The sequence below is a fragment of the Actinophytocola sp. genome (genome assembly GCF_036002505.1).
Lineage (GTDB): Bacteria > Actinomycetota > Actinomycetes > Mycobacteriales > Pseudonocardiaceae > DASYTH01.
In genome coordinates this window covers 1-22259 of sequence record NZ_DASYTH010000471.1, presented here as the reverse complement: position 1 = coordinate 22259, position 22259 = coordinate 1, and the positions used below count along the sequence as shown (strand labels likewise).

General features: G+C 70.4%; 20 protein-coding genes and 1 riboswitch. Of the genes, 13 read left to right on the top strand and 7 right to left on the bottom strand.

All coding sequences use genetic code 11. The features are described 5' to 3' along the window. Together VGR06_RS41545 and VGR06_RS41540 are read right to left on the bottom strand one after the other, a co-directional pair. A partial coding sequence (locus tag VGR06_RS41545) for a phospholipid carrier-dependent glycosyltransferase (RefSeq protein ID WP_327564752.1) occupies nt 1–701 on the bottom strand: 701 nt, incomplete at its 3' end. After that, complete coding sequence (locus VGR06_RS41540; RefSeq protein WP_327564751.1) at nt 658–852, bottom strand: hypothetical protein; 195 nt, start codon at nt 850–852, stop codon at nt 658–660. The genes VGR06_RS41545 and VGR06_RS41540, both read right to left, overlap by 44 nt. 142 nt (nt 853–994) lie before the next feature. On the opposite strand from VGR06_RS41540, the gene VGR06_RS41535 reads away from it, so the two are divergent. Next, nucleotides 995–1813, top strand: coding sequence for a helix-turn-helix transcriptional regulator (locus VGR06_RS41535; protein ID WP_327564750.1), 819 nt, complete (start codon nt 995–997; stop codon nt 1811–1813). Continuing rightward, on the top strand, nt 1810–1983 hold the full coding sequence (locus VGR06_RS41530) for a DUF397 domain-containing protein (RefSeq protein WP_327564749.1): 174 nt from the start codon (nt 1810–1812) through the stop codon (nt 1981–1983). Before VGR06_RS41535 ends, VGR06_RS41530 begins: the two co-directional genes overlap by 4 nt. A gap of 63 nt (nt 1984–2046) precedes the next feature. Here VGR06_RS41530 and VGR06_RS41525 read toward each other — a convergent pair whose 3' ends face one another. Together VGR06_RS41525 and VGR06_RS41520 are read right to left on the bottom strand one after the other, a co-directional pair. Continuing rightward, nucleotides 2047–2442, bottom strand: coding sequence for a hypothetical protein (locus VGR06_RS41525; protein ID WP_327564748.1), 396 nt, complete (start codon nt 2440–2442; stop codon nt 2047–2049). A gap of 11 nt (nt 2443–2453) precedes the next feature. Beyond that, nucleotides 2454–4895, bottom strand: a complete 2442-nt coding sequence (locus VGR06_RS41520) for a glycoside hydrolase domain-containing protein (RefSeq protein WP_327564747.1) — start codon at nt 4893–4895, stop codon at nt 2454–2456. Between the two features lie 158 nt (nt 4896–5053). Between VGR06_RS41520 and VGR06_RS41515 the strand changes: the two genes are divergently transcribed. The 4 genes from VGR06_RS41515 (at nt 5054) to VGR06_RS41500 (ending at nt 9265) form a co-directional block, all read left to right on the top strand. Continuing rightward, nucleotides 5054–5548, top strand: a complete 495-nt coding sequence (locus VGR06_RS41515) for a sigma-70 family RNA polymerase sigma factor (RefSeq protein ID WP_327564746.1) — start codon at nt 5054–5056, stop codon at nt 5546–5548. A 45-nt stretch (nt 5549–5593) separates the two neighbouring features. Beyond that, on the top strand, nt 5594–7576 hold the full coding sequence (locus tag VGR06_RS41510) for a DUF3060 domain-containing protein (RefSeq protein ID WP_327564745.1): 1983 nt from the start codon (nt 5594–5596) through the stop codon (nt 7574–7576). Between the two features lie 371 nt (nt 7577–7947). Further along, nucleotides 7948–8775: a 16S rRNA (cytidine(1402)-2'-O)-methyltransferase gene (gene rsmI, locus VGR06_RS41505; RefSeq protein WP_327564754.1), complete on the top strand. Its 828-nt coding sequence runs from the start codon at nt 7948–7950 to the stop codon at nt 8773–8775. Nucleotides 8776–8875: 100 nt separating this feature from the next. Beyond that, nucleotides 8876–9265, top strand: coding sequence for a hypothetical protein (locus VGR06_RS41500; protein WP_327564744.1), 390 nt, complete (start codon nt 8876–8878; stop codon nt 9263–9265). Nucleotides 9266–9339: 74 nt separating this feature from the next. Here VGR06_RS41500 and VGR06_RS41495 read toward each other — a convergent pair whose 3' ends face one another. From VGR06_RS41495 to VGR06_RS41485, 3 genes are read right to left on the bottom strand one after another with little or no spacing between them, the layout of a single operon-like run. Next, nucleotides 9340–10104 carry an ABC transporter permease gene (locus VGR06_RS41495; protein WP_327564743.1) on the bottom strand — a complete coding sequence of 255 codons (765 nt, stop codon included), beginning with the start codon at nt 10102–10104 and terminating at the stop codon, nt 9340–9342. Then, entirely contained in the window at nt 10094–11101 is a 1008-nt protein-coding gene (locus VGR06_RS41490; protein ID WP_327564742.1) for an ATP-binding cassette domain-containing protein, read from the bottom strand. The genes VGR06_RS41495 and VGR06_RS41490 overlap by 11 nt, the downstream gene beginning before the upstream one ends. Nucleotides 11102–11151: 50 nt before the next feature. Next, nucleotides 11152–11748, bottom strand: coding sequence for a PadR family transcriptional regulator (locus tag VGR06_RS41485; protein ID WP_327564741.1), 597 nt, complete (start codon nt 11746–11748; stop codon nt 11152–11154). A 56-nt stretch (nt 11749–11804) separates the two neighbouring features. Between VGR06_RS41485 and metG the strand changes: the two genes are divergently transcribed. The 7 genes from metG (at nt 11805) to VGR06_RS41450 (ending at nt 22104) form a co-directional block, all read left to right on the top strand. Beyond that, complete coding sequence (metG, locus tag VGR06_RS41480) at nt 11805–13598, top strand: methionine--tRNA ligase (protein ID WP_327564740.1); 1794 nt, start codon at nt 11805–11807, stop codon at nt 13596–13598. Nucleotides 13599–13707: 109 nt separating this feature from the next. Further along, on the top strand, nt 13708–14565 hold the full coding sequence (locus VGR06_RS41475; protein ID WP_327564739.1) for a TatD family hydrolase: 858 nt from the start codon (nt 13708–13710) through the stop codon (nt 14563–14565). A gap of 285 nt (nt 14566–14850) precedes the next feature. After that, nucleotides 14851–16329: a ubiquitin-like domain-containing protein gene (locus tag VGR06_RS41470; protein ID WP_327564738.1), complete on the top strand. Its 1479-nt coding sequence runs from the start codon at nt 14851–14853 to the stop codon at nt 16327–16329. A gap of 484 nt (nt 16330–16813) precedes the next feature. Continuing rightward, the gene (rsmA, locus tag VGR06_RS41465; protein ID WP_327564753.1) at nt 16814–17680 is read left to right on the top strand and encodes a 16S rRNA (adenine(1518)-N(6)/adenine(1519)-N(6))-dimethyltransferase RsmA; all 867 of its coding nucleotides are present in this window, start codon (nt 16814–16816) and stop codon (nt 17678–17680) included. A gap of 237 nt (nt 17681–17917) precedes the next feature. Then, nucleotides 17918–18007: riboswitch (SAM riboswitch) on the top strand. A 162-nt stretch (nt 18008–18169) separates the two neighbouring features. Further along, a complete protein-coding gene (locus tag VGR06_RS41460) occupies nt 18170–19177 on the top strand; it encodes a methionine ABC transporter ATP-binding protein (protein WP_327564737.1) in 1008 nt (335 codons plus the stop codon). Nucleotides 19178–19187: 10 nt separating this feature from the next. Further along, the gene (locus VGR06_RS41455; protein ID WP_327564736.1) at nt 19188–20153 is read left to right on the top strand and encodes a 4-(cytidine 5'-diphospho)-2-C-methyl-D-erythritol kinase; all 966 of its coding nucleotides are present in this window, start codon (nt 19188–19190) and stop codon (nt 20151–20153) included. Between the two features lie 169 nt (nt 20154–20322). Further along, a complete protein-coding gene (locus VGR06_RS41450) occupies nt 20323–22104 on the top strand; it encodes an ABC-F family ATP-binding cassette domain-containing protein (protein ID WP_327564735.1) in 1782 nt (593 codons plus the stop codon). Nucleotides 22105–22259 lie beyond the last annotated feature (155 nt).

Genomic DNA, 22259 nt, shown 5'->3' with positions numbered 1-22259 from the left:
CCCGACTCGGTGGCCCAACCTTCCTCGACCGCGACCGCCAGGCGCCGGCGCACCTGGTCGCGGTCCAGCAGCAGGCAGCCGAACGCGGCGAGCACGAAGAACGCCAGGAAGATGTCCAGCATCCCCATCCGGCCCTGCACGTGGCTGACCCCGTCGGCGATCAGCAGCACGCCGGCCAGCGCGCCGAGCAGCGTCGAGCGGGTGAGCCGGCGGCCGATCCGCACGATCATGAGGATCATCAGCGACGCGCACAGCGCCGCGGTGAACCGCCATCCCCATCCCGTGTACCCGAACAGGTACTCGCCGATGGCGATCAGCTGCTTGCCCAGCGGCGGGTGCACGGTCAGCGCGTAGCCCGGGTTGTCCTCGATCCCCCCGTTGCGCAGCATCTCCCAGGCCTGCGGCACATAGTGCTTCTCGTCGAACACCGGGGTGCCCTGGTCGGTCGGGAAACCCAGGTTCTGGAACCGGATGAACCCGCCGAACAGCGTCACGAACGCCGCGACCAGCCACCCCCGCAGCCGGTCGTCCGGCATCTCCGGGCTCACCAGCCGGGCCCGCACCACCTCCGCGTCCGACGGCGCGCGCCCGGTCTCGACGCGCCGCGCAGCCTCGTCCGGCGCAAGGAGGATCGCCACGAGGCCCGATCGTACGGTGTCACAACACCTCGGGGTCCTCGGACTCGAAGAACTCCCCGACATCCTCCAGCCGCTCGGTGAGCTGCTTCAGCTGGTTCGGACTCAGCTCAGCCTCCGGACCGTTCCCGCACTTCACCGTCACCACCGGCTTGTACAGCGAGATCGTCATCGGGTTGTCGCCGTCGAATGTCCAGGTACGGATCGGTTCCATCATTTCCTCTCGATTTGCTGGGTCTATGCGCGCGTGCCATCGTGACAGCCGCGCACGGAGAGCGACAGTTCATGCACCGTGTGCATATTTGGATTCGGTGAGGTGCATCGTGGTGTTGGGCAGGCCGACCATCCGGTCGCGCCAGGTGGCGAACGAGCTGCGCCGGCTCCGCAAGAGGGCCGGCCTGACGACCGGGGAGGTAGGCGCGCGACTCGGCCTGTCGCAGAGCAAGGTCAGCCGGGTCGAGACCGGCGGCAGCGGCCTGCAGATCAACGACGTCGCCGCCATGCTCGGCCTCTACCACGTCCCCGCGAAGCGCCGAGACGAGATCCTGGCTCTGGTAAGCCAAGCCGCCGAGCCAGGACTGGTCCAGCTCCACGGCCGCAAGCTCCCCGAGCAGTGGCAGGCCTTGATCGAATGGGAGGACAAGGCCGTCACCCTGCAAAACTGGGCGCCGCTGGGCATCCCTGGCCTGCTGCAGACCGCGGATTACGCCAGGGCAATCATCCGAGGCATGTCCGAGCGCGAGCTTCCGGAATCCGAAGTGGACACGATGGTGAAAGTCAGGCTCGGCCGTCGAGCAATCCTGAGCCGCCCGCTGCCGCCGAAGCTCCACATTCTGCTCTACGAGCCGGCATTGCATGTGGCCGTCGGTGGACCCGATGTCCTCGCCGTGCAACTGCGGCACCTGGCGGAGGCGACTCGTCGGGCGAGCGTGACCATCCAGGTCGTGCCCTTCTCGGCTGGGCCACATCCTGGCTTGGAAGGACCGTTCATGCTCATGGGGTTCCCGTCAGACCCACCCCTGGTGTACTTGGAGAACAGGGTGATGAGCATTTTCCTTGAGGAGGAGTCGCATACCGCGAGCTATAGACTCGCCTGGCAACGAATCCTGGCCAAGGCGCTGTCCCCGGAGCGCTCGGCCAAGCTGATCGCCGACCGGGCTGAGGGGAGCGCGAAATGAACCTTGCCGGAGCACGGTGGCGCAAGAGCAGCCACAGTGGCGACACCGGCAGCTGCGTCGAAGTCGCACTCGTCAGCCACGCTGTCGGCGTGCGTGACTCCAAGCACGCCGTGGGCCCGGTCCTGGTCTTCCCGGTTGCCCGCTGGACGACGTTCCTCCGGAGCCGGTGAGGGTGCGATGAATGCCTCATTCAGTGCGCTCAGCGCACTGAATGAGGCATTCACTGCACCCCCCTACCAGAGCAGGCCTTTGCCGAGCATCTCGGGCACGGTGAGCTCGCCCAGCCAGAAGTACAGGAACGGCGTCAGCAGGACCGCGGCGGTCACCGCCCAGAAGGCGAACACGGGCCGGCCGCGCAGTTCCAGCCGCCGCCGCAGCGCGCGGTTCAGCAGGACGGCGGCCGTGATCAGCAGGCCGCCACCGAGCACGGCGACGGCGGCGCCGGCATCCGCCTCGGCCTGGTCGTACGGAGCAGAGACGGTGCCCCACACCTTGGCTCGTACGTAGTAGGTGAACACGACGGCGCTCAGCAGCGGGAAGGCCGTCAGGTAGCCGAGCACCAGGTTGGCCAGCAGCCAGGTCAGGGCGGTGCGGGTGCGGCGGGTTCGCGTTGCCGTGCCCTCCCGCACCTGTGACCCTCCTACCGCAGTGTGGCGTTGTACCGCTCGAAGATCCGGTACACGCCGAGCAACTCCAGACCATAGTGATCGGCCTCCGCGCCGCTGCCGTTGTAGCGGGCGAAGACGCGCTGCAGCTCGGTGTCCGTGTAGTTCAGCCGCAGCCCGGGGACGCCGATCTGGGCGGCCCCCTCGAATAGGACGTACGGCACGGTGCTCACGTTGTAGTTGCCGTCGTCGTGCAACGAGTTCCACACGTCGTAGACCGTGTGCCAGTCGTTGCCGTCGAGCGGGTTGCCGCTGATCAGCCCCTGACCGAGGGCCCAGTTGCGGGCCCGGATCGCGGTCGCGGCGAAGATCTGCGCGATCCCGGTGCTGGAGTCCTCGTGCACGACCACCGGCGGCGTCGGCGGCGGCCCGATCGGCACCCGCTGCCAGGCCTCGTAGGCGATCTTGTAGGCGTACCAGGAGATGACGATCCCGTCGGCCACGTCGTCGAGCGGCGTCTCCTTCCAGTACTCCCAGAACACCTCCGACTGGATCACGGCCTTGCGCACGCCGAGGGCCCGGCTCAGGTTGGTGATCAGCTCGTCGTAGGCGACCACCACGTCGATCGCCTCGTCCACCGAGTGTTTGAGCCCGGTCCTGTTGGACGTCACCGTGTCGGCGTAGGCGTTGAGGTCCGCGGACACCTGGGGCCGCAGGCTGTTGTTGAAGTAGGTGTCCAGCCGCTCGGCGGGGGTCGGGCGCACGGCGACCCGGGACACTCCGGTGTCGCGGCCGGAGTAGATGTCGTTGTCGATCTCGATGGCGCCGGAGCCCGACCCGACGGTGATCGTGGCGATCTGGTCGAAGGCCCAGTTCCTCGGCATCGGGAAGCCGAGGTTGCCGCTGAACCCGGTGGACATGTCGGACACGAAACTGGTCGGGGTGAGCCCCTCGGTGAACAGCCGGGTGCACACGTTCCGGGCGCCGTACACCCCGATGCGGTACGGGTTCCCGTAGAGGTTCATCGCCAGGTTGAGCGCTCGGAAGTGCGGGATGACGTGGTCGGTGATGTCGGTGTCCAGCGCGTCGAAGTCGACCGCGAAGTAGATCGTGGTGCCGCGTTCGAACCCGTAGTCGCTGGCGGCGGCGAGGGCGAGGCTGGCGTCCCGCGCGCCCTGCTGCTCGGTGAAATAGCCGGCGCTGCCACCGGAGGTCTGGTAGATCGGGAACACCCGCAGGCCGGCGCCGAAGATCGTGGCGAGCTCGCCCGGTTTGATCTTCTTGTCCAGGCTGGTGCCCGGCACGTTGGACAGGTACCGGCCGGCCACCCGGTAGCCGGCGCCGAACAGCGCGCCCGCCCTGGCCGAGGTGATCTCGGTGACGCAGTCGAGGGCGGCGCCGCGCCGCTCCGGGTCGCCGTTGCTCACCAGCAGCGAGCACCAGGTCTGGTAGTCGCCGGTGCCGTTCACCGGCAGCGCCACGAACTCCTGGAAGCTCGCCACCTGCTGGCTGACCGCCTGGGTGAACGCGCCGTCGAACGGGATCTCGTACCGGTTGAAGATCATGCCGGCCTGGAACAGCCGCACGAAGATCGACGACCCGGTGTCCGCGGCGCCGGCGGTCAGCGGCCCCCGGGCCCGCAGCGCGGCGCGGGTGCCCGGGCCGAAGTTCCCGTTGGCGCCCGGCACGGCCAGCTCCATCTGCAGCGCCCAGATCTGCGCCTTCGCCACGTCGCGCGAGGAGTGCCCGTCGGCCGGGATGATGAAGAACCACGGCTGGTTGTAGAAGGTCCGGTTCATCCACTGCTGCACCGACCGGATCGTGGTCGACCCGTTCTCCACGATCACGTAGGCGTCCATCGTGAGCAGCGCCTTGAACTCCTTGGGCGCCAGCGTTCTGCGGTCGTCGGTGAACCCCATGTTCCGGCGCATCTCCAGTACCGAGTCCCCGGTGACCTCGCCGTACTCGCCGCTGAGCGAGTCGCCCCAGTAGCCCTTGCAGTACAGGCCGCACTGCACGATCCGGATGACGTTCTCCGGTGAGCCCGGCCGGATCTCGCCGAACCTGCTGGTGAGCAAGGAAAGCGTGGTCGGCCCGAACGTGTCGGAGAGCTGGCTGCCGGATAGGCCGAGCTCGAGCTGCAACGCCCGGGTGAGGGCGAACATGGTCGACCAGCCGGTGCGCCCGGTCTCCGGCGCCGGCACGAAGCCCGGACGCCCGCCGTATGTGGCGTTGACCCACTGCTGGGCGTGCAGCACCCACTCGTCGACCATGGGCCCGATGAAGCCGGGCCCGAACGAGTTGGCCCGGAACAGGTTCTCCTCCCCGCGCAACTGCTCGGCCTCGGGCCTGGTCGGCGGTGTGCCGGCCGCGGAGTCCGGCGGGGCCGGGAACGGCGGCTTCTCGGCCAGTGCCGGGGTGCCCAGCACGGTGGTCACCCCCGCCGCGCCCGCCGTCGCGCCGATCAGCTTGAGCATGTTTCTTCGTGGCAGGCCCATCAGAATCCCTCCAGCGACGTCATGGGTCCCATGTGGACATAGCCGAGCCGGGATGACGCTGACCAGAACTCCCCAGTGGGCCACACAAGACCGAGCCCCAACGTCTGCAGCGTGCCTCGGGCGGGCATGGCGCGTCAATGCGCGAACGAATTCCTCCACATTTTCAACACATCGGGGTGCTGCCGGCGGACACGCATCTGGCTCAGGATCTGACGCAGGACGCGTTGGTGCGGGCGCACGCGCGGTGGGGGCGGATCGGTGGGATGGACCGGCCCGATCTGTACTTACGGCGCATGATCACGAACGGGTACCTGTCGTGGCGGCGGCTCGCGTCGGTGCGGACCACCCGGTTGGTGGCCGACCCGGGGCGGCTCCGCCGGGACACCGAACCGGACCCGGCGGTGCGGCTGGCCGACCGCGATGAGGTCGGCCTGCTGCTGGCCACGTTGGGCCGGCGGCAGCGCGCCGTGCTGGTGCTGCGGTTCTACGAGGGCCGCTCCGACGAGGAGATCGCCGCGATCCTCGGCTGCTCGGCCGGCACGGTGCGCAGCCACGTCTCCCGTGCCCTGGCCGGCCTGCGCGATCGGGTCCACGACGACAACCCGGCGAGCGTGGAGGTGGCCGAATCATGATCGACAACGACAGCCTGACCCGGGCGCTGACCGCGCTCGTGCGGTATGCCCCGGCCGAGGCCGGCGCGCTCGCCGGTTTCCGGGACGGAGTCCGCCGCCGGCGCCGGCGCCGCCAGGTGGTCAGCGGCCGGGGTTGCCGTGGCCGCGTCGCTGGTGGCGCTCGGCGTGGTTCTGGTCGCGCCCGGCCGCGGGACCGATCGGGGCGGCTCGCCGCCGGCCACCGCCCCGCCGCCGTCGGTGTCCACCACGACCCGGCCGACCCCGCCGGCCCCTCCGGCGCTGCCGTTCACGGCCGGCTCGCTGCCGGCCGGATACACGCTCGACACCTGGTACATCGGTCCCGGCTGGAGCTCGGCGAGCTGGATCGGGAAGGCCGACTTCGAGCAGGTGGTGGTGGATCTGAGGGATGTCCCCCAGCAGGGCGGCGAGTACCTCGTCGACGAGCCGACCACGATCGGCGGCCGGCCCGGCCGGTTTCGGAAGCTGGCCCCGGACAAGGGCCTCGTGGAGTTCATCTGGCAGTTCGAGGACGGTCGCTGGTTCGTCGTCAGCGGCAGCCAGCGGGAGGTCGGGCTGCCGGCGCTCCGGGCGGTCGCCGATGGCCTGACCCCGCAGCCGGCCCCGGTGCCCGCTCCGTCCGGGCTCATGCTCGGCCAACTGCCCGACGGCTACCGGATGGAGATTCAGAGCGGGGTTGGGCCGGTATTCGTCAGTATGATGCTTTGCCGGACCAGGCCCGACCTCAGCGCCGGGACCCCGGCCGACTGCATCGGCATCACTCTGAGCGAGGGCGTCGCGCCGGCGTACCAGGAGTCCCGCGGTCGGGACGGGGCGACCACTCGGATCCCGGTCGACCAGGAGAGCGTCGTAGGGCGTGTCGAGCCGGGCGTCCGCCGACGGAACGCTGGTCTACCGGCAGCTCGACCCCGGGCACTGGGCGGTGGTGGATTCCCGGGGTGCCGGGGTCGGGCTGCTCAGGCAGGTGGCTTCGGCGGCAGTTCTTCGATAATCCGGATCGGATGGTCGGTTCCGACTACCCTAGTGACGAATCGGCTACCGAGACCTCCAGGCTCGGCGCCGTCAGTCGATGTGAGGGGAGTCACCCGAGTGCGTACCACGATCGCAACCGCCGCGGCCCTGGGGCTGTTATCCCTGGTCACCGCCTGTGGAGGAACCTCGACGGCGGGCTCGCCGGCGTCCGGGCCATCCTCGGCGGCACCGGCGGACACCGCCACCTCGGGATCCGCCGGCTCACCGGCTCCGGTGGGCGGGGCCGGCTGCCCGGTGGGGGAGTACCAGGTCGTCAAGATCACCGGCAAGTCCGGCGCGCAGGTCAACGGCGTTCCGGTCACCGCCAAGAGCGGCGGCGGCTTCACGCTGGCCCTCACCGCGGACGGCAAGTGGACGCTGACCGGCAACAACGCCACCGTGACCATGGAGGCCGCCGGCCTGTCGGTGGACGCGACGGTCAACGGCACCGCGGAGGGCGACTACGCCAAGGTCGGCGCCAACTACGGGTTCCGCCAGGGGCACGCCACCGGCAAGGTCACCCTGAAGAAGCCTGTCGCAGGCGTCTCGTCCTGGCCGATGGACCAGGTCGGCCCGGCGCTCGCCCCGGGTGGCCAGGCCACGCTCACCTGCGGGCAGGGCACCCTCGCGCTCGAGTCGGAGTCCGTGACGATGGACCTGAAGAGCACCGGCGGTGGCGCGTCCGGCGGCGGTGGCGGGAGCACGCCGACCCCGACCGGTGGCGGGTCCTCCGGCGGCGCCACGCTGACGCTGGTCGACTCGGCGATGACCAAGACGATCGACTGCGCCGGCCGGAACGTGGCGATCACCGGCTCCTCCAACAAGTACACGTTCACCGGCAGCTGCGGCGAGTTGTCGGTCATGGGGTCGAAGAACGACATCAAGCTCGCGACGGTCGCCGCGGTCACGGTGAGCGGCTCGTTCAACCACGTCACCTGGTCCGGTGGCAACCCGAAGACCTCCAACGCTGGCACCGGAAACTCACTCGGCCAGAGCTAGTCCCAAAGCCGTTCAGGTAAGCGGGGTCGGTTCGTTGTCAGGTTCGTCGCGAAGACGGGACACGACTACGCCAGGCCGGAACATGGCTACGCGGGGGCGGGACACGCCGGTTGGCCAAGCCGGCAGCCGGGCGTGTCCCGCCGTCCGGTAGCCGTGTTCCGGCTCCGCGTAGCCATGTCCCGCCTTCCGCGAGCCACCAACCCGTTGACAAACCGACGACCACTTGAACTCCAGCCGGTGGTGCGGTTGTCGGGTGGATTGTGGCTGGGTGCCGTCAGGGTCCCCTGAGGGCTGCGTAGGTCGGGGCAGGCTTTCCGCGACGGTCCGGCAGGCACGCCCTGATCCCGGCGGGGCGGACTGACTACGCTGGGCTGGTGCTGGTGCTGGCCGCGACGCCGCTCGGCGACTCGCGGGACGCCTCGCCGCGCCTGGTCGAGGCGCTGGGCAGCGCCGACGTGATCGCGGCCGAGGACACCCGGCGGCTGCGGTCCCTGGCCGCGGCGCTCGGCGCGACCGTGACCGGACGGGTGGTCAGCTTCTACGACGCGGTGGAGACCGCACGTCTCGCCGGCCTGCTCGATTCGTTGCGGGCCGGCGAGACCGTGCTCCTGGTGACCGACGCCGGCATGCCCAGCGTCTCCGACCCCGGCTTCCGGTTGGTTTCCGCCTGCGTCGCGGAAGACCTACCGGTGACGTGCCTGCCCGGTCCGTCCGCCGTGACGACCGCTCTGGCCCTGTCGGGGCTGCCCTGCGACCGCTTCTGCTTCGAGGGCTTCGCTCCGCGCAAACCCGGCGAACGCCGGAAGTGGTTGTCCGCCTTGGCATCTGAGCCCCGAACGGTGGTTTTCTTCGAGTCCCCGCACCGGATCGCCGCCACCCTCGCCGACGCCGCCGAGGTGCTGGGCGCCGACCGCCGCGCCGCCGTCTGCCGCGAGCTCACCAAGACCTACGAGGAGGTCCGCCGTGGCCCCCTCGCCGAGTTGATGGCCTGGGCCGCCGACGGCGTGCGCGGCGAGATCACCGTCGTCGTCGCCGGCGCCGAGCCCGCGGCCGTCCTCGACACCGCCGCCCTGGTCGACCAGGTGTTGTCCTTGGTGGCCGGTGGCACCCGCCTGAAGGACGCGGTGTCCACAGTGGCCACAGAGTCCGGCGTCAGCCGAAAAGCCCTGTACGACGCGGCAGTCATGGCGCGCCGCTGACGACCCGCCGGCCTGTGGATAACTTTTTGGCCGTTCGCGCTTCCTGCGGCAGGCTGGCACCGGAGCGACTAGGCTCCACTGGAAGGCAGGGGTTCCCCACATGAACAAACTCGTCGAGCACGACAGGCGGTTGTCCAAGTTGGAGTTCGAGATGGGCGGCGTCCGCAAGCTCGCTCGCAAGACGAGCGAGGACGTCGCCGACATCAAGATCACGTTGGCCGCGCACAAGGACACATTGGACGCTCACACCGCCAAGTTGGACCTGCACACCGCCAAGCTGGACATGCACAAGGAGTTGCTGGTCGCTCTGCGCGAAACCCAGGTCGAGCAGGGCCAGGAGATGCGTGAGGGCTTTGCCGATTTGCGTCGGGAGATGCGTGAGACCTACTCCACCGTAGCCGTGGGGATGGCCCAGATGACTGCGATGTTGACGATCGCGATGGGTCAGTCGGAGAAGCCGGATGACCGAGGTGGTGCCGGAGATGGATGAATTCCGGTCCAGGTGCGAGTCCTGATGGAGGCCGTGGTGGCCGGGGAGGGGTGCGCTCCCCGGCCACCCGCGGGTCAGGCGTTTTCGCGTTGGAAGGTGCGGGCGCCCCACCAGACGGCGAGGATCGCCATGACGGCGAGGATCACGCTGCCGGTGAAGAGGGCGTCCATGGAGAAGTCGCCGCGGAAGGCGGCGCGGTCGGCGTCGACGACGTGGCGGAACGGGTTGATCTGGGAGATCGTGTAGAGCCACTTCGGTGCGAGGCCGGTGGTGATCGGGATGAGGATGCCGGAGAGCAGCAGGATCGGCATCAGGATGGTGTTGAGGAGCGGGATGAACGCTTCCTGGCTTTTGAGGATCAGCGCCATCGCGTAGCCGCACGAGGCCAGCGTGATGCCCATGAGCAGCACGATGACCAGGGCGAGCAGGACGCCGCCGAAGGGGGCGCTGAGGTCGAACGCCACCAACGCCAGCACCAGCATGATCAGCGCTTGGATCAGGAGCTGCAGCGCGTAGTTGGCCACCTTGCCGAGCAGCAGGGCGGTGCGGCGCACCGGGGTGACCCGCAGCCGCTCCAGCACGCCGTTCTGCAGGTCGGCGAGGATGCCGAAGCCGGCGAACATGCCGAACAGCGCCATCTGCACGATCAGCGCCGGGGTGAGGATCGTCCAACCGTTGCCCGGCGGGAAACCCGGGGTGTTGGCCACGATCCGTTCCATCAGCGGGCCGAACAGCACCAGGTAGAGCACCGGCTGCATGATGCCGATGAAGATCCACGCCGGGATGCGCATGGAGATCGTGAGGTCCCGGCGGAACACCAGCCAGATCTCACGCAACATCGGCGGTCTCCTTCTCCTCGGTGGGCTTGGTTTCCCCGGCGGGCTCGGCCTCGGCGTCGCGCAGCGTGCGGCCGGTGAGCGTGAGGAACACGTCGTCCAGCGTCGGGCGGTGGACCTGCATCGAGGTCATCGGGATGCCCGCCGAGTCCAGCGCGCGCAGCAGCTCGGGCATGGCCGTGTCCCCGCGCGGCACCCGGAACCGGACCGTTTCGTCCACTGTGGACACTTCGTGCGCGCCGGGCAGGGTGCCGGCGATGTCGGCGGCGCCGGCGACCTGATCGGCCGGCACGCCGATCTCCACGCCGTCGCCGGAGACCTGGGCCTTGAGCTCGCTCGGCGAACCCTCGGCCACGATTCGCCCGTGGTCGATCACCAGGATCCGGTCGCAGAGGGCGTCGGCCTCGTCGAGGTAGTGCGTGGTGAGGAACACCGTGGTGTCGTGCTCGTCGCGCAGGGCCCGGATGTGGTCCCACAGGTTGGCCCGGCTCTGCGGGTCCAGCCCGGTGCTGGGCTCATCCAGGAACACCAGCCGCGGGTCGTGCACCAGGCCGAGCGCGACGTCCAGCCGGCGCCGCTGGCCGCCGGACAGCGTCTTGATGATCCGCTGGTCCAGGTCGGCGATGTCCAGCCGGGCCGCCAGCTCGCCGGCCCGCCGCGCCGCGTCGGCCTTGGCCAGGCCGTAGAACCGCCCCTGCAGCACCAGTTCCTCGATGACCTTGAGCTCCGGGGTGGAGCCGCCGCCCTGGGCGACGTAGCCGATCCGCCGGCGCACCCCGACCGGGTCCTTGCGCAGGTCGCAGCCGGCCACGGTGGCCTCGCCGGAGGTCGGCTCCAGCAGCGTGGTCAGCATGCGCAGCGTCGTGGTCTTGCCCGCACCGTTCGGGCCGAGGAAGCCGACCAGCTCCCCGGCCTTCACCTCCAGGTCCACCCCGCGAACGGCCTCGACCGTGCGGCCGCGGGTGCGGAACGTCCGCGCCAGACCGCGAGCCTCAATCATGATCATCCCCTCTGTTAGTCAAGTTTGACTACACGCTGGAGCCTAACCGTTTAGTCAACTTTGATTTGCCCGGGGCAGCCGAAATGGTCGTCCGCGTCGTCGGCCATGACGTACTCCCCGGCCTCCAGGCGCTTGACCAGATCACGGGCCCACAGCGCGGTCGCGTCGATCTCCGCGCACCAGAGCCGGAACAGCTCGTTGAGATGCTGGGGCTGCCCCCAGTCGGTGCCGCGGCTGAGCACACTCACCACGCTGGCGTGCTGCCCGTCCAGCTCGGTGAGCCGGTGCTGGAGCAGGCTGATCGCGGTGGCCCTCGGCAGCGCGGTCATGAACGTCACCGCGGCGGCCAGCCCGTAGGCGTCCTGGTTGCTCTCGCCGGGTTGGGAGAGCATCTTCGCCAGCAGCACCTGGAACTGGATCTCGCCGTCGTGGGTGAGCCGGTAGGCGGTCCGCCCGGGCTCACCGTCCGCCTCCTGCTCGAGCAGTCCCTCCTTCGCCATCTGCTTGAGCGCGTGGTAGATCGAGCCCGGCTGCGCGTTGGCCCACTCGTCGGCCTTCCAGGTCAGCAGTTCCCGGCGCACCTGGTAGCCGTGCGCCTTGCCCCGCATGCGCACGACCCCGAGCACCAGCAACCGCGTCGCGGACACTGGTTCCTCCTAACCCGTTCGATTCGACCAGGCACCCCTCCGTAGGCTAGTTCGCCATGAGCACCCCCGTCTTGACGGCGGTGGCCTGGCCCTACGCCAACGGCCCCCGCCACATCGGCCATGTCTCCGGAATCGGTGTCCCGTCGGACGTCTTCTCCCGGTACATGCGGATGTCCGGGCACCGGGTGCTGATGGTCTCCGGCAGCGACGAGCACGGCACGCCGATCCTGGTGCAGGCCGACAAGGAAGGCCTGACCCCGCAGCAGACCGCGGACAAGTACCACCGGGAGATCGCCGAGGAGCTGCTCGGGCTCGGGGTCACCTACGACCTCTACACCCGGACCACCACGGGCAACCACTACGCCGTGGTCCAGCAGATCTTCCTTGCGCTGCACCGCAACGGCTACATCATCCCGAAGACGACCACCGGCGCGGTCAGCCCGTCCACCGGCCGCACCCTGCCCGACCGCTACATCGAGGGCACCTGCCCGATCTGCGGCTACGACGGGGCGCGCGGCGACCAGTGCGACAACTGCGGCAACCAGCTCGACGCCGCGGACCTGATCAACCCGAGGTCCCGGATCAACGGCGAGGTGCCGAATTTCGTCGAGACCGAGCATCTGTTCCTGGACCTGCCCGGGTTCACCGAGACGCTGGGCAAGTGGCTGTCCACCAAGACCGACTGGCGGCCCAACGTCCTGAACTTCACCCGGAACCTGGTGGAGGACATGCGGCCCCGGCCGATCACCCGCGACCTGGACTGGGGCGTGCCGATCCCGCTGGACGGCTGGCGCGACCAGCCGATGAAGCGGTTCTACGTCTGGTTCGACGCGGTGATCGGGTACTTCTCGGCCAGCGTGGAGTGGGCCCGGCGCTCCGGCGACCCGGACGCCTGGCAGGCCTGGTGGAACGACCCGGCCGCGCAGATCGTGCACTTCATGGGCAAGGACAACATCACCTTCCACGCCCAGATCTGGCCGGCGCTGCTGTTGGGCCACAACGGGCAGGGCGACCGCGGCGGCGAGCCCGGGCCGTACGGGCTGCTGAACCTGCCGACCGAGATCGCCTCCAGCGAGTTCCTCACCATGAGCGGCTCGAAGTTCTCCACCTCCCGCGGCACGGTGATCTACGTCCGGGACTTCCTGCGCGAGTTCGGACCGGACACGCTGCGGTACTTCATCGCCGCGGCCGGACCGGAGACCCAGGACGTGGACTTCACCTGGGAGGAGTTCGTCCGCCGGATCAACTTCGAGCTGGCCAACGAGTGGGGCAACCTGGTCAACCGGGCCGTGTCGATGGCGCACAAGAACGTCGGCGCGGTGCCCCGGCCGGCCACCCCGACGGCGGCCGACGAGCAGCTGAAGTCCTTGGCGCGCAACGCCTTCGGCACGGTCGGCGGGCACCTCGAGCGGTCCCGGTTCCGGGCCGCGATCAACGAGGCGATGCGCGTGGTCGGAGCGGCGAACAAGTACCTCTCCGATCAGGAGCCGTGGAAGCTGAAGGACGACCTGGTGCGGCGGGACACCGTGCTGCACACCGCGCTGCAGGTCGTCAAGGACGCCAACACGCTGCTCACACCGTTCCTGCCGCACTCCGCGCAGAAGGTGCACGAGCTGCTCGGCGGCACCGGGACCTGGGCGGCGCAGCCGGAGCTGCGTGAGGTGGACGACCTGGACATCGCCGGCCGGGTGAATCCGGTCCTGACCGGGGACTACACGGTCGAGAAGGCGCGCTGGGAGTCCACACCGATCGAGCCCGGGGTGCCGCTGAACAAGCCGACCCCGCTGTTCGCCAAGCTCGACCCGAAGCTAAGCGAGACCGGCCCGGAGTGGGCGCCGATCCGGGGCTGAGCGCACCGATGGCTGCGTTCTCCCTCGCTCGCGTACCCCGAAAACCGCGAGCAAGTACGCCACGCTCGGTGCGGCCTTGCCCTCGGCACGCTCATTCCCCGGAAGTCACGTGACACCCCGAAAAGGCGAGCGGCCACCGGTACCGGAACCCCTTCCGGTACCGGTGGTCGACGCGCACACGCACCTGGATGCCTGTGGTGCCAAGGACTCCGCCGATGTGTCCACAATGGTCGACCGGGCGGCGGGCGCCGGGGTGACCCGGGTGATCACCGTCGCGGACGACCTGGGCTCGGCGCGCTGGGTGGCCGAAGCGTCCACCTGGGACGAACGGGTTTTCGCGGCGGTGGCCCTGCATCCGACCCGCACCAGCGCCTTCTCCGCGGAGGACCAGGCGGTGCTGGAGCGGTTGGCGGCCCAGCCGCGGGTGGTCTGCGTCGGGGAGACCGGGCTCGACTACTACTGGGACTACGCGCCACCGGATGCCCAGCAGGCCGCCTTTCGCTGGCACATCGACCTTTCCAAGCGGCTCGGCAAGCCGTTGATGATCCACTGCCGGGACGCGCACGAGGACGTGCTGCGCATCCTGGCCGAGGAGGGTGCACCGTCCACCGTGGTCTTCCACTGCTTCTCCGGGGACGTCGACATCGCCCGCCGCTGCGTGGCCGCCGGCTACGTGCTGTCCTTCGCCGGCACGGTCACGTTCCGCAACGCCCATGCGCTGCGGGCGGCCGCGGAACTGGTTCCGGTGGAGTCGATCCTGGTCGAGACGGACGCGCCTTTCCTTACTCCGCACCCGTTCCGGGGCCGGCCCAACGAGCCTTTCGCTGCCGCGTACACGATTCGTGACCTGGCGTCGCTGCGTGGAGTCGACGTCGCCGAGCTCGCGGCGGCGGTCAACACGAACGCCGAGCGGGTGTTCCGGCTGTCCGACGTCACGGCCCGTGGATCCGCTGAGAGCGGATCGTGATTCCTTGCGGCAAACGGGGTACCGCGCTTGGTGCCCGATGGTGTGATGGAACTCACGACACGGCCGGATGTGTTTGCACGACGTCCCCGGCACCGTTACTGTCCCGTGACCGTACCCGGATGAAGCAGTCCGGGACGAACCCGCAGTCAGGCCAGTGCACGTCGGGGTGGCTGTCCACAAGCGGACAGCCTTATGGGATGGTCGCTGGCTTCGGGCCCGGCAACGACGAAAGCGTGGATGTTGCGCTCCCGCGCGGCCTTCCGCCTTCTGGAGGTACGTGACCCTGTGACTGGCCATCGGACCGGTGCGGCCGACGATCCGCGATTCTTCGCGGACACCGACTGGTTCACCCCGGTAACCACCACCAGCACGGCCACCCTGAGCGAGGACTTCCGCGCCTGGCGCTCGGAGTTCCCCGACTACCACTCGGAGTACTCCGACTCGCTCAGCATCACCCCGCAGGACGTGCGCACGGCGCTGGGTCCGCAGGCCGACGACCTGCTGTCCACGGCCAACGTCGACGTCGACGAGTTGATCCGGCTGATCAACGCGGAGACCACGGTCCTGCCGGTGATCCCGGACGAGCTGTCCGCGCACCCGAACGCGTACCGGATCGACGGCCCGCCGCCGGCCGAGGTCACCACCGCGGTCAAGCGCTGGAAGCACACGTTCCTCAAGGCCACCATCGCCTCGGTGCTGGTCACGATGATCGGCGGCGGCGCGGCGGCGATCGCGCTGAACAAGTCCGTCACGATCGACGTGGACGGCCAGGCGCGCCAGGTACACACCTACGCCTCCACCGTCGGCGAACTGCTCAACGCCCAGGGCGTCACGGTCGGCGAGCACGACTCGGTGAGCCCGTCGCCGGACACCGGCATCGGCGACGGTGGCAAGATCGTCCTGCTGCGCGGCAGACAGCTGCACCTGACCGTCGACGGCGAGCGGCGCGACGTCTGGGTCCGCGCCACCACGATCGGCCAGGCCGTCCGGCAGCTCAACCTGCCCATGCAGGGCACCTGGATGTCCGAGGGCACCGACACCGAGCTGCCGCTCAACGGCATGGTGCTCGAGCTCAAGACCACCAAGAACATCACCCTGTTCGACGGGGGGAACCTGCCCCGCACGCTGACCACCAACGCGGTCACCGTGAACGAGCTGCTGCGGGAGCTCTCCCTCAACCTCGGCGCCGAGGACGCGGTCAACCCGGGCGCCGACGTCAAGATCACCAATGGCGCCGAGGTGCACATCACCCGCACCGGCGTCACCGTCGTCAACCAGACCGAGCAGGTCGCCCCCCCGGTGCAGAAGACCAACGACCCGAACCTGGAGAAGGGCAAGACGGTCGTCGACAACCCGGGCGCGCCGGGCGAGCGGATCGCCACCTACCGGATCACCGTCAAGGACGGCAAGGAGGTCTCCCGCGAGGAGATCGGCGCCAAGGTCACCAAGGAGGCCCTGCCCCAGATCGTCCGCGTCGGCACCAAGGCACCGCCCAACCCGATCATCACGGACGGCTCGGTCTGGGACGCCCTCGCCAAGTGCGAAAGCGGCGGCAACTGGGCCATCAACACCGGCAACGGCTACTACGGCGGCCTCCAGTTCAACATCAGCACCTGGAACTCCAACGGCGGCGCGCAGTACGCCTCCCGCCCGGACCTGGCCACCCGCGAGCAGCAGATCGCCATCGCCACGCTCGTCCGCGACCGCCGCGGCGGCTACGGCGCCTGGCCGGCCTGCTCCCGCAAGCTCGGCCTGCCCCAGTGATATTTGGCTCGCTCCGCTCGCGTGCGCGGGCCTTGACGTGGTGCCTTCCCTCCTGCGCTGCTCGGTCACTCGCTGGCGCTCGCTCCCTGCGCTGCTCGTCAGTCCAGGCACCACCGGCCCGCGCGGCTGGATTGAACGTCTGACCGTCAGGCGGGTGGTGCTGGTGTGACGTGGGGTTCTCCGGTGGCAGCGCTGTATGCCCTGAAGGCGGCCTTCAGGGCACGAGCCACCACCCCACTGGCCCCACCCGTCACATAAGTCACGATCACCCGCGCAAGATCCACAACTCCCTTCAAAGGAGCCGCACCCATCGCCAATTCTGTGCGTCTACCCGCGATAATCGCAGGTAGACGCACAAAAACGCTGATCATGCCATCGCTGATTGCTCGCACAACCTCCCCTTCACCGCCACGGCTACGGTGGCCGCGCGGGCCGGCCCGCGAACATCCCGAAGGTTGGGGGGTGGCCTAGGCTTCGGGCGGTGATGAGCGGCGGCGACGAGGTGGCTCTGCTGGGGCCCGCCGAGGTGCGGCGGGTCGCGGCCGACCTGGGGCTGCGGCCGACGAAGCGGCTCGGGCAGAACTTCGTGCACGATCCCAACACGGTGCGGCGGATCGTGCACGCTGCCGGGCTCACCGCCGGTGACGTCGTGCTCGAGGTGGGGCCGGGGCTGGGCTCGCTCACCTTGGGCCTGCTCGAGGCGGCTCGTCATGTGCTCGCCGTGGAGATCGACCCGGTGTTGGCGAAAAGGCTCCCGGAGACCGTCGGGGAGCGGGCGCCGGGGGTGGCGGAGCGGTTGACGGTGCTCACCGCGGACGCGTTGCGGCTCAAGGAGAGCCAGCTTTCGCCGGCACCGAGCGTCCTGGTGGCGAACCTGCCGTACAACGTGGCGGTGCCGGTGGTGCTGCACCTGCTCGCCGAGCTGCCCGGCCTGCGGGGCGGGTTGGTGATGGTGCAGGCGGAGGTCGCGGACCGGATGGCGGCCGGGCCGGGCAGCCGGACCTACGGGGTGCCGAGTGTGAAGGCGGCGTGGTACGCCGAGGTGCGGCGGGTGGCGACGGTGCCGCGGTCGGTGTTCTGGCCGGTGCCGAACGTGGACTCGGCGCTGGTGCTGCTGACCCGGCGGGAGCCGCCGGCCGGGGTGGCGCGGGAGGCGGTGTTCGACCTGGTGGACGCCGCGTTCGCGCAGCGGCGGAAGACCCTGCGGGCGGCGCTGGCGACCTGGGCCGGATCGGCCGCGCGGGCGGCGGAGCTGCTCGACCGGGCCGGGGTGGACCCAGGGGCACGCGGCGAGCAGCTCGGGGTGGCCGAGTTCGCCCGGATCGCCGCTGTTCCGCCTCTCCGAAATTAGCTCCTGTCGTCACGTTCCAGCGGACAGTGCGGATCTCGGGTTGAGTGTGGCTGAGTTACGTCACGGTCCCCTGAGGTTCCGTTGGCAGGCGCGCGAGACATGTCAAACCCTGTGCGGCGGCCCCTTACTCCGGTCCTGACGGCGGTGGGCTGAGGTGTGCTGTCGGGGACGTAGGGACTCAAACCGGGTGCCGGTGGCTTGCTTTTCGTCGCCCGTACGGGTGTACTGCAGGAAGTAAATCCATCCCGAGCGGCCGAGAGACCTGGCTCGACGACGCCGCAGCAACCACCCACCGCGGGCAGGTGCTACCGCCAGGAACGATGGAGGAGTGAGTGGGATGCCGGTCCTCACATCCAGGCGTGTCATCGACCAGTGCCGCCGAACGGTGACGGGCTGTCCGCGCGTCTAGTCGCAGCGAACCCGTCCGAATTCGTCTACCCGCGACTGTCCAATTAAGACAGTCAACTTGCGCGCGCACTGGGAGAAAACGTGATCACCGTAGAGAATCTCACCAAATCGTTCCGCGGCCAGACAGGTCCGGTCGTCGCCCTCGACGACGTCACGCTGGACGTCCGGGCCGGCACCATCGCTGGCGTGGTCGGCCCGTCCGGCTCCGGCAAGTCGACCCTGGCCCGGCTGATCGCCCTGCAGGAGCGCCCGGACAGCGGCGTCATCCGGCTGGACGGGCAGAACCTGGCCGGCCTGGATCCCCGCCGGCTGCGGGCCGCCCGAAGTCGCATCGGCGTGCTGTCGCCCGGGGAGAGCCTGCTGCGGCAGCGCACCGCCGCCGGCAACATCGCCCTCCCGCTGGAGCAGGCTGGGTTGGACGGGCCGGAGCGGCGCACGAAGGTCGGCCGGCTGCTCGACCTGATCGGGCTCACCGAGCTCGCCGCCACCTATCCCGACGAGCTCACCCCCGGCCAGCGGCGCCGGGTGGCCGTGGCCCGGGCCCTGGTCGGCGAGCCGGACGTGCTGCTGGCCGACGACCCGACCGGCGCACTCGACCCGGACGGCGCCGCGGGCGTGCTGACCGTGCTCGACCGGGCCCGCGCCGAACTGGGCGCCACGGTGCTGGTGGCCACGGCCGACCCGCACGTCGTCCGCCGGATCGCCGACGACGTGGCGGTCCTGGAGCACGGCCGGCTCCTCGAGCGCGGCGGCCTGCTGGAACTGCTGCACGACCCGGAGAGCCGGGTCGCCCGGACGATCCTGCCGGCCATCGACGAGAGCGCGCCGCGGCACGGCCACGACCGGGTCGCCGACGTCGTCCTGATCGGGTTCGCCGCGGTCGGCGCGCTGCTGCCGGAGGCGTCCGGCCGGTTCGGTGTGGACGTCGCGGTGCTCGGCGGCGGGCTGACCCGGCTGGGCGAGACGCCGGTGGCGCGGTTCCGGGTGGGCGTGTCCGGCGAGCGCGCGGACACCGCGATCGGCTGGATCGGCGACCGCGGCGGGCTGGTGCACGCCGTCCCGACCGGACCGCGGGGAGTCGCTGCGTAGGCTGCACGGTGTGCTCGCCGTCGTTCCACCGCCGGTCACCGTCCGGGTGCCGTCCAAGGTCAACCTGCACCTGGCGGTGGGCGATGTGCGCAAGGACGGCTACCACGAGCTGAGCACCGTGTTCCAGGCGCTGTCACTGACCGACGAGGTCACCGTCGCGGTCACCGACGAGCCGGGGGTCGAGGTCCACGGTGAGGGCGCGCCGGAGGTGCCGACGGGGACGGACAACCTGGCCTGGCGGGCGGTCCGGGAGCTGGCCGGCTACGTCGGCCGGGACGCCGGCGAGGTGAAGATCCGGGTGGTGATCCGCAAGGGCATCCCGGTGGCCGGCGGGATGGCCGGCGGCAGCGCCGACGCGGCGGCCGCGCTGGTGGGCCTCGCCGCGCTGTGGAAGCTGGAGATCGGCCGGGACGAGCTGGCCACCGTCGCCGCCACGCTGGGTGCGGACGTGCCGTTCGCCCTGCACGGTGGCACCGCGCTGGGCACCCGGCGGGGTGAGCAGCTGGTGCCGGTGCTGGCCCGGCACACCTACCACTGGGTGCTGGCGTTCGACCAGGACGGCCTGTCCACCCCGAAGGTGTACGCCGAGCTGGACCGGCTGCGCGCCGACGGCGACCCGCCTCGGGTCGGTCCGGTCGAGCCGGTCCTTGAGGCGCTGGCCACCGGCGACCCGCGCCAGCTCGCCCTGCTGCTCGGCAACGACCTGCAGGCCGCCGCGGTGTCGCTGCGGCCCGGCCTGCGCCGCACGCTCCGGGCCGGGGTCAGCGCCGGGGCGCTCGCCGGCATCGTCTCCGGCTCCGGCCCCACCTGCGGCTTCCTCTGCGCCGACGCCGACACCGCGCTCCAGGTCGCCGCGGAGCTGGCCGGCGCGGGTGTCTGCCGCACCGTCCGCGTCGCCCACGGCCCGGTCCCCGGCGCCCGGGTGATCGGCGGCAACGAGGCGCCCCGCCCGGTCCCGCCCGAGGTCCACGCCTGATGGCCGCGCATGTTGGCGGCTCACGTCGCCATGTTGGCCCGTCGCGTCGCCGTGTTGGCCTGTCGCGTAGCCGTGTTTGCCAGGCGCCGACGCCAGGCGCCAACACAGCGACGCCAGGCGCCAACACAGCCGCGCCAGCGGCCAACATGCCCGGCGATCGGCGCGCGTGATGGCGAACCTGGTCAACCTGGAGAACGTGGGCAAGAGCTACGGCGTGCAGCCGCTGCTCGACGGCGTGTCGCTCGGGGTGGGCGCGGGCGAGCGGATCGGTGTGGTGGGGCTCAACGGCGGCGGGAAGACGACGTTGCTGGAGGTGCTGGCCGGGATCGAGCCGCCGAGCGCCGGGCGGGTGAGCCGGGGGCGGGACCTGCGGCTGGCGGTGGTCACCCAGCGCACCGAGCTGCCGGAGGGGTCGACCGTGCGGCACACGGTGCTCGACCCGCTGGGCATCACCGCCGAGCACCAGTGGGCGGCCGACCCGCGGGCCCGCGGCATCCTCACCGGGCTGGGCATCACCGCGCTGGGTCTGGACAGCCCGGTGGGCACCATGTCCGGTGGCGAGCGCCGGCGGGTGGCTTTGGCCGCGGCCCTGGTGCAGGAGCTGGACCTGCTGATCCTGGACGAGCCGACCAACCACCTGGACATCGAGGGCGTGCGCTGGCTGGCCGGGCACCTGGTGGCCCGGCGGAGCGCGCTGGTCGTGGTCACGCACGACCGCTGGTTCCTGGACACCGTGTGCGGGCGCACCTGGGAGGTCGCCGGTGGGCGGGTGGAGCAGTACGAGGGCGGCTACGCGGACTGGGTGTTCGCGCGGGCCGAGCGGGCGCGGCTGACCGAGGTGGCCGAGGAGAAACGGCGCAACCTCGCGCGCAAGGAGCTGGCGTGGCTGCGCCGCGGCGCGCCGGCCCGCACGTCCAAGCCGCGGTACCGGATCGAGGCGGCCGAGGCGCTGATCTCGGATGTGCCGCCGCCGCGGGACTCCGTGGAGCTGCTGGCGTTCGCCCGCCGCCGGCTCGGCCGCACGGTGCTGGAGCTGGAGGACGTCACGCTGAACATGGGCGCCACGCGGATCGTGGAGCGGGAGACGTTGCGGATCGGGCCGGGTGACCGGGTCGGGCTGGTCGGGGTGAACGGGTCCGGCAAGACCTCGCTGCTACGGCTGCTGGCCGGTGATCTCGAGCCGGAGGCCGGCCGGCGCGTGCAGGGCAAGACGGTCAGGTGGGCCTACCTGACGCAGGAGCTGCACGACCAACCGGCTTCCGTTCGGGTGCTCGAGGCGGTGGAGGAGATCGCGAAGCGGGTCGTCCTCGGGAAGCAGGAGCTGTCCGCGTCGATGCTGCTGGAGCGCTTCGGGTTCCCGGCGAACCGGCAGTGGACGCCGGTGGGGGAGCTGTCCGGCGGCGAGCGGCGGCGGTTGCAGCTGTGCCGGTTGCTGATGACCGAGCCGAACGTGCTGCTGCTCGACGAGCCGACCAACGACCTGGACATCGACACGTTGCAGCAGCTGGAGGATCTGCTCGACTCCTGGCCGGGCACGCTCGTGGTCGTCTCGCACGACCGGTACCTGATCGAGCGGGTCTGCGACGGCGTGTACGCCCTGTTCGGGGACGGCCGGATCACGCACCTGCCGGGCGGCGTCGACGAGTACCTGACCCGCCGCGATGCCGCACTTGTCGCGGGAAGTTCCCGTGACAAGCCGGACCTGTCGCGGGAAGTTCCCACGACAAGACGGTCCGCGGCCGAGCAGCGGGCGGCCCGCAAGGACCTGGCCCGGCTGGAGCGGCGGCTCGACGCGCTCTCCCGGCGGGAGAAGGAGCTGCACGACGCGCTGGCCGAGGCGGCCACCGACGCGGAGCGGCTACTGGCGCTGGACGCGGAGCTGCGGGCGGTGCTCGCCGACAAGGACGACATTGAGCAGCAATGGCTCGAGGCTGCGGAGAACGCGGAGTAGTCCCCTCTAAAGTTGAACCTGTGAGCGAGCTTGCGAGCGAATCATGGGCACAGGGCGACCGCGAGCGGCTCGACCGAGCCTGCGAGGGGGAGCTGTGAGCGGGCCGGTGGTGTCTGGACTGACGGGCAGCGCAGGGAGCGAGGAACGAGCGACCG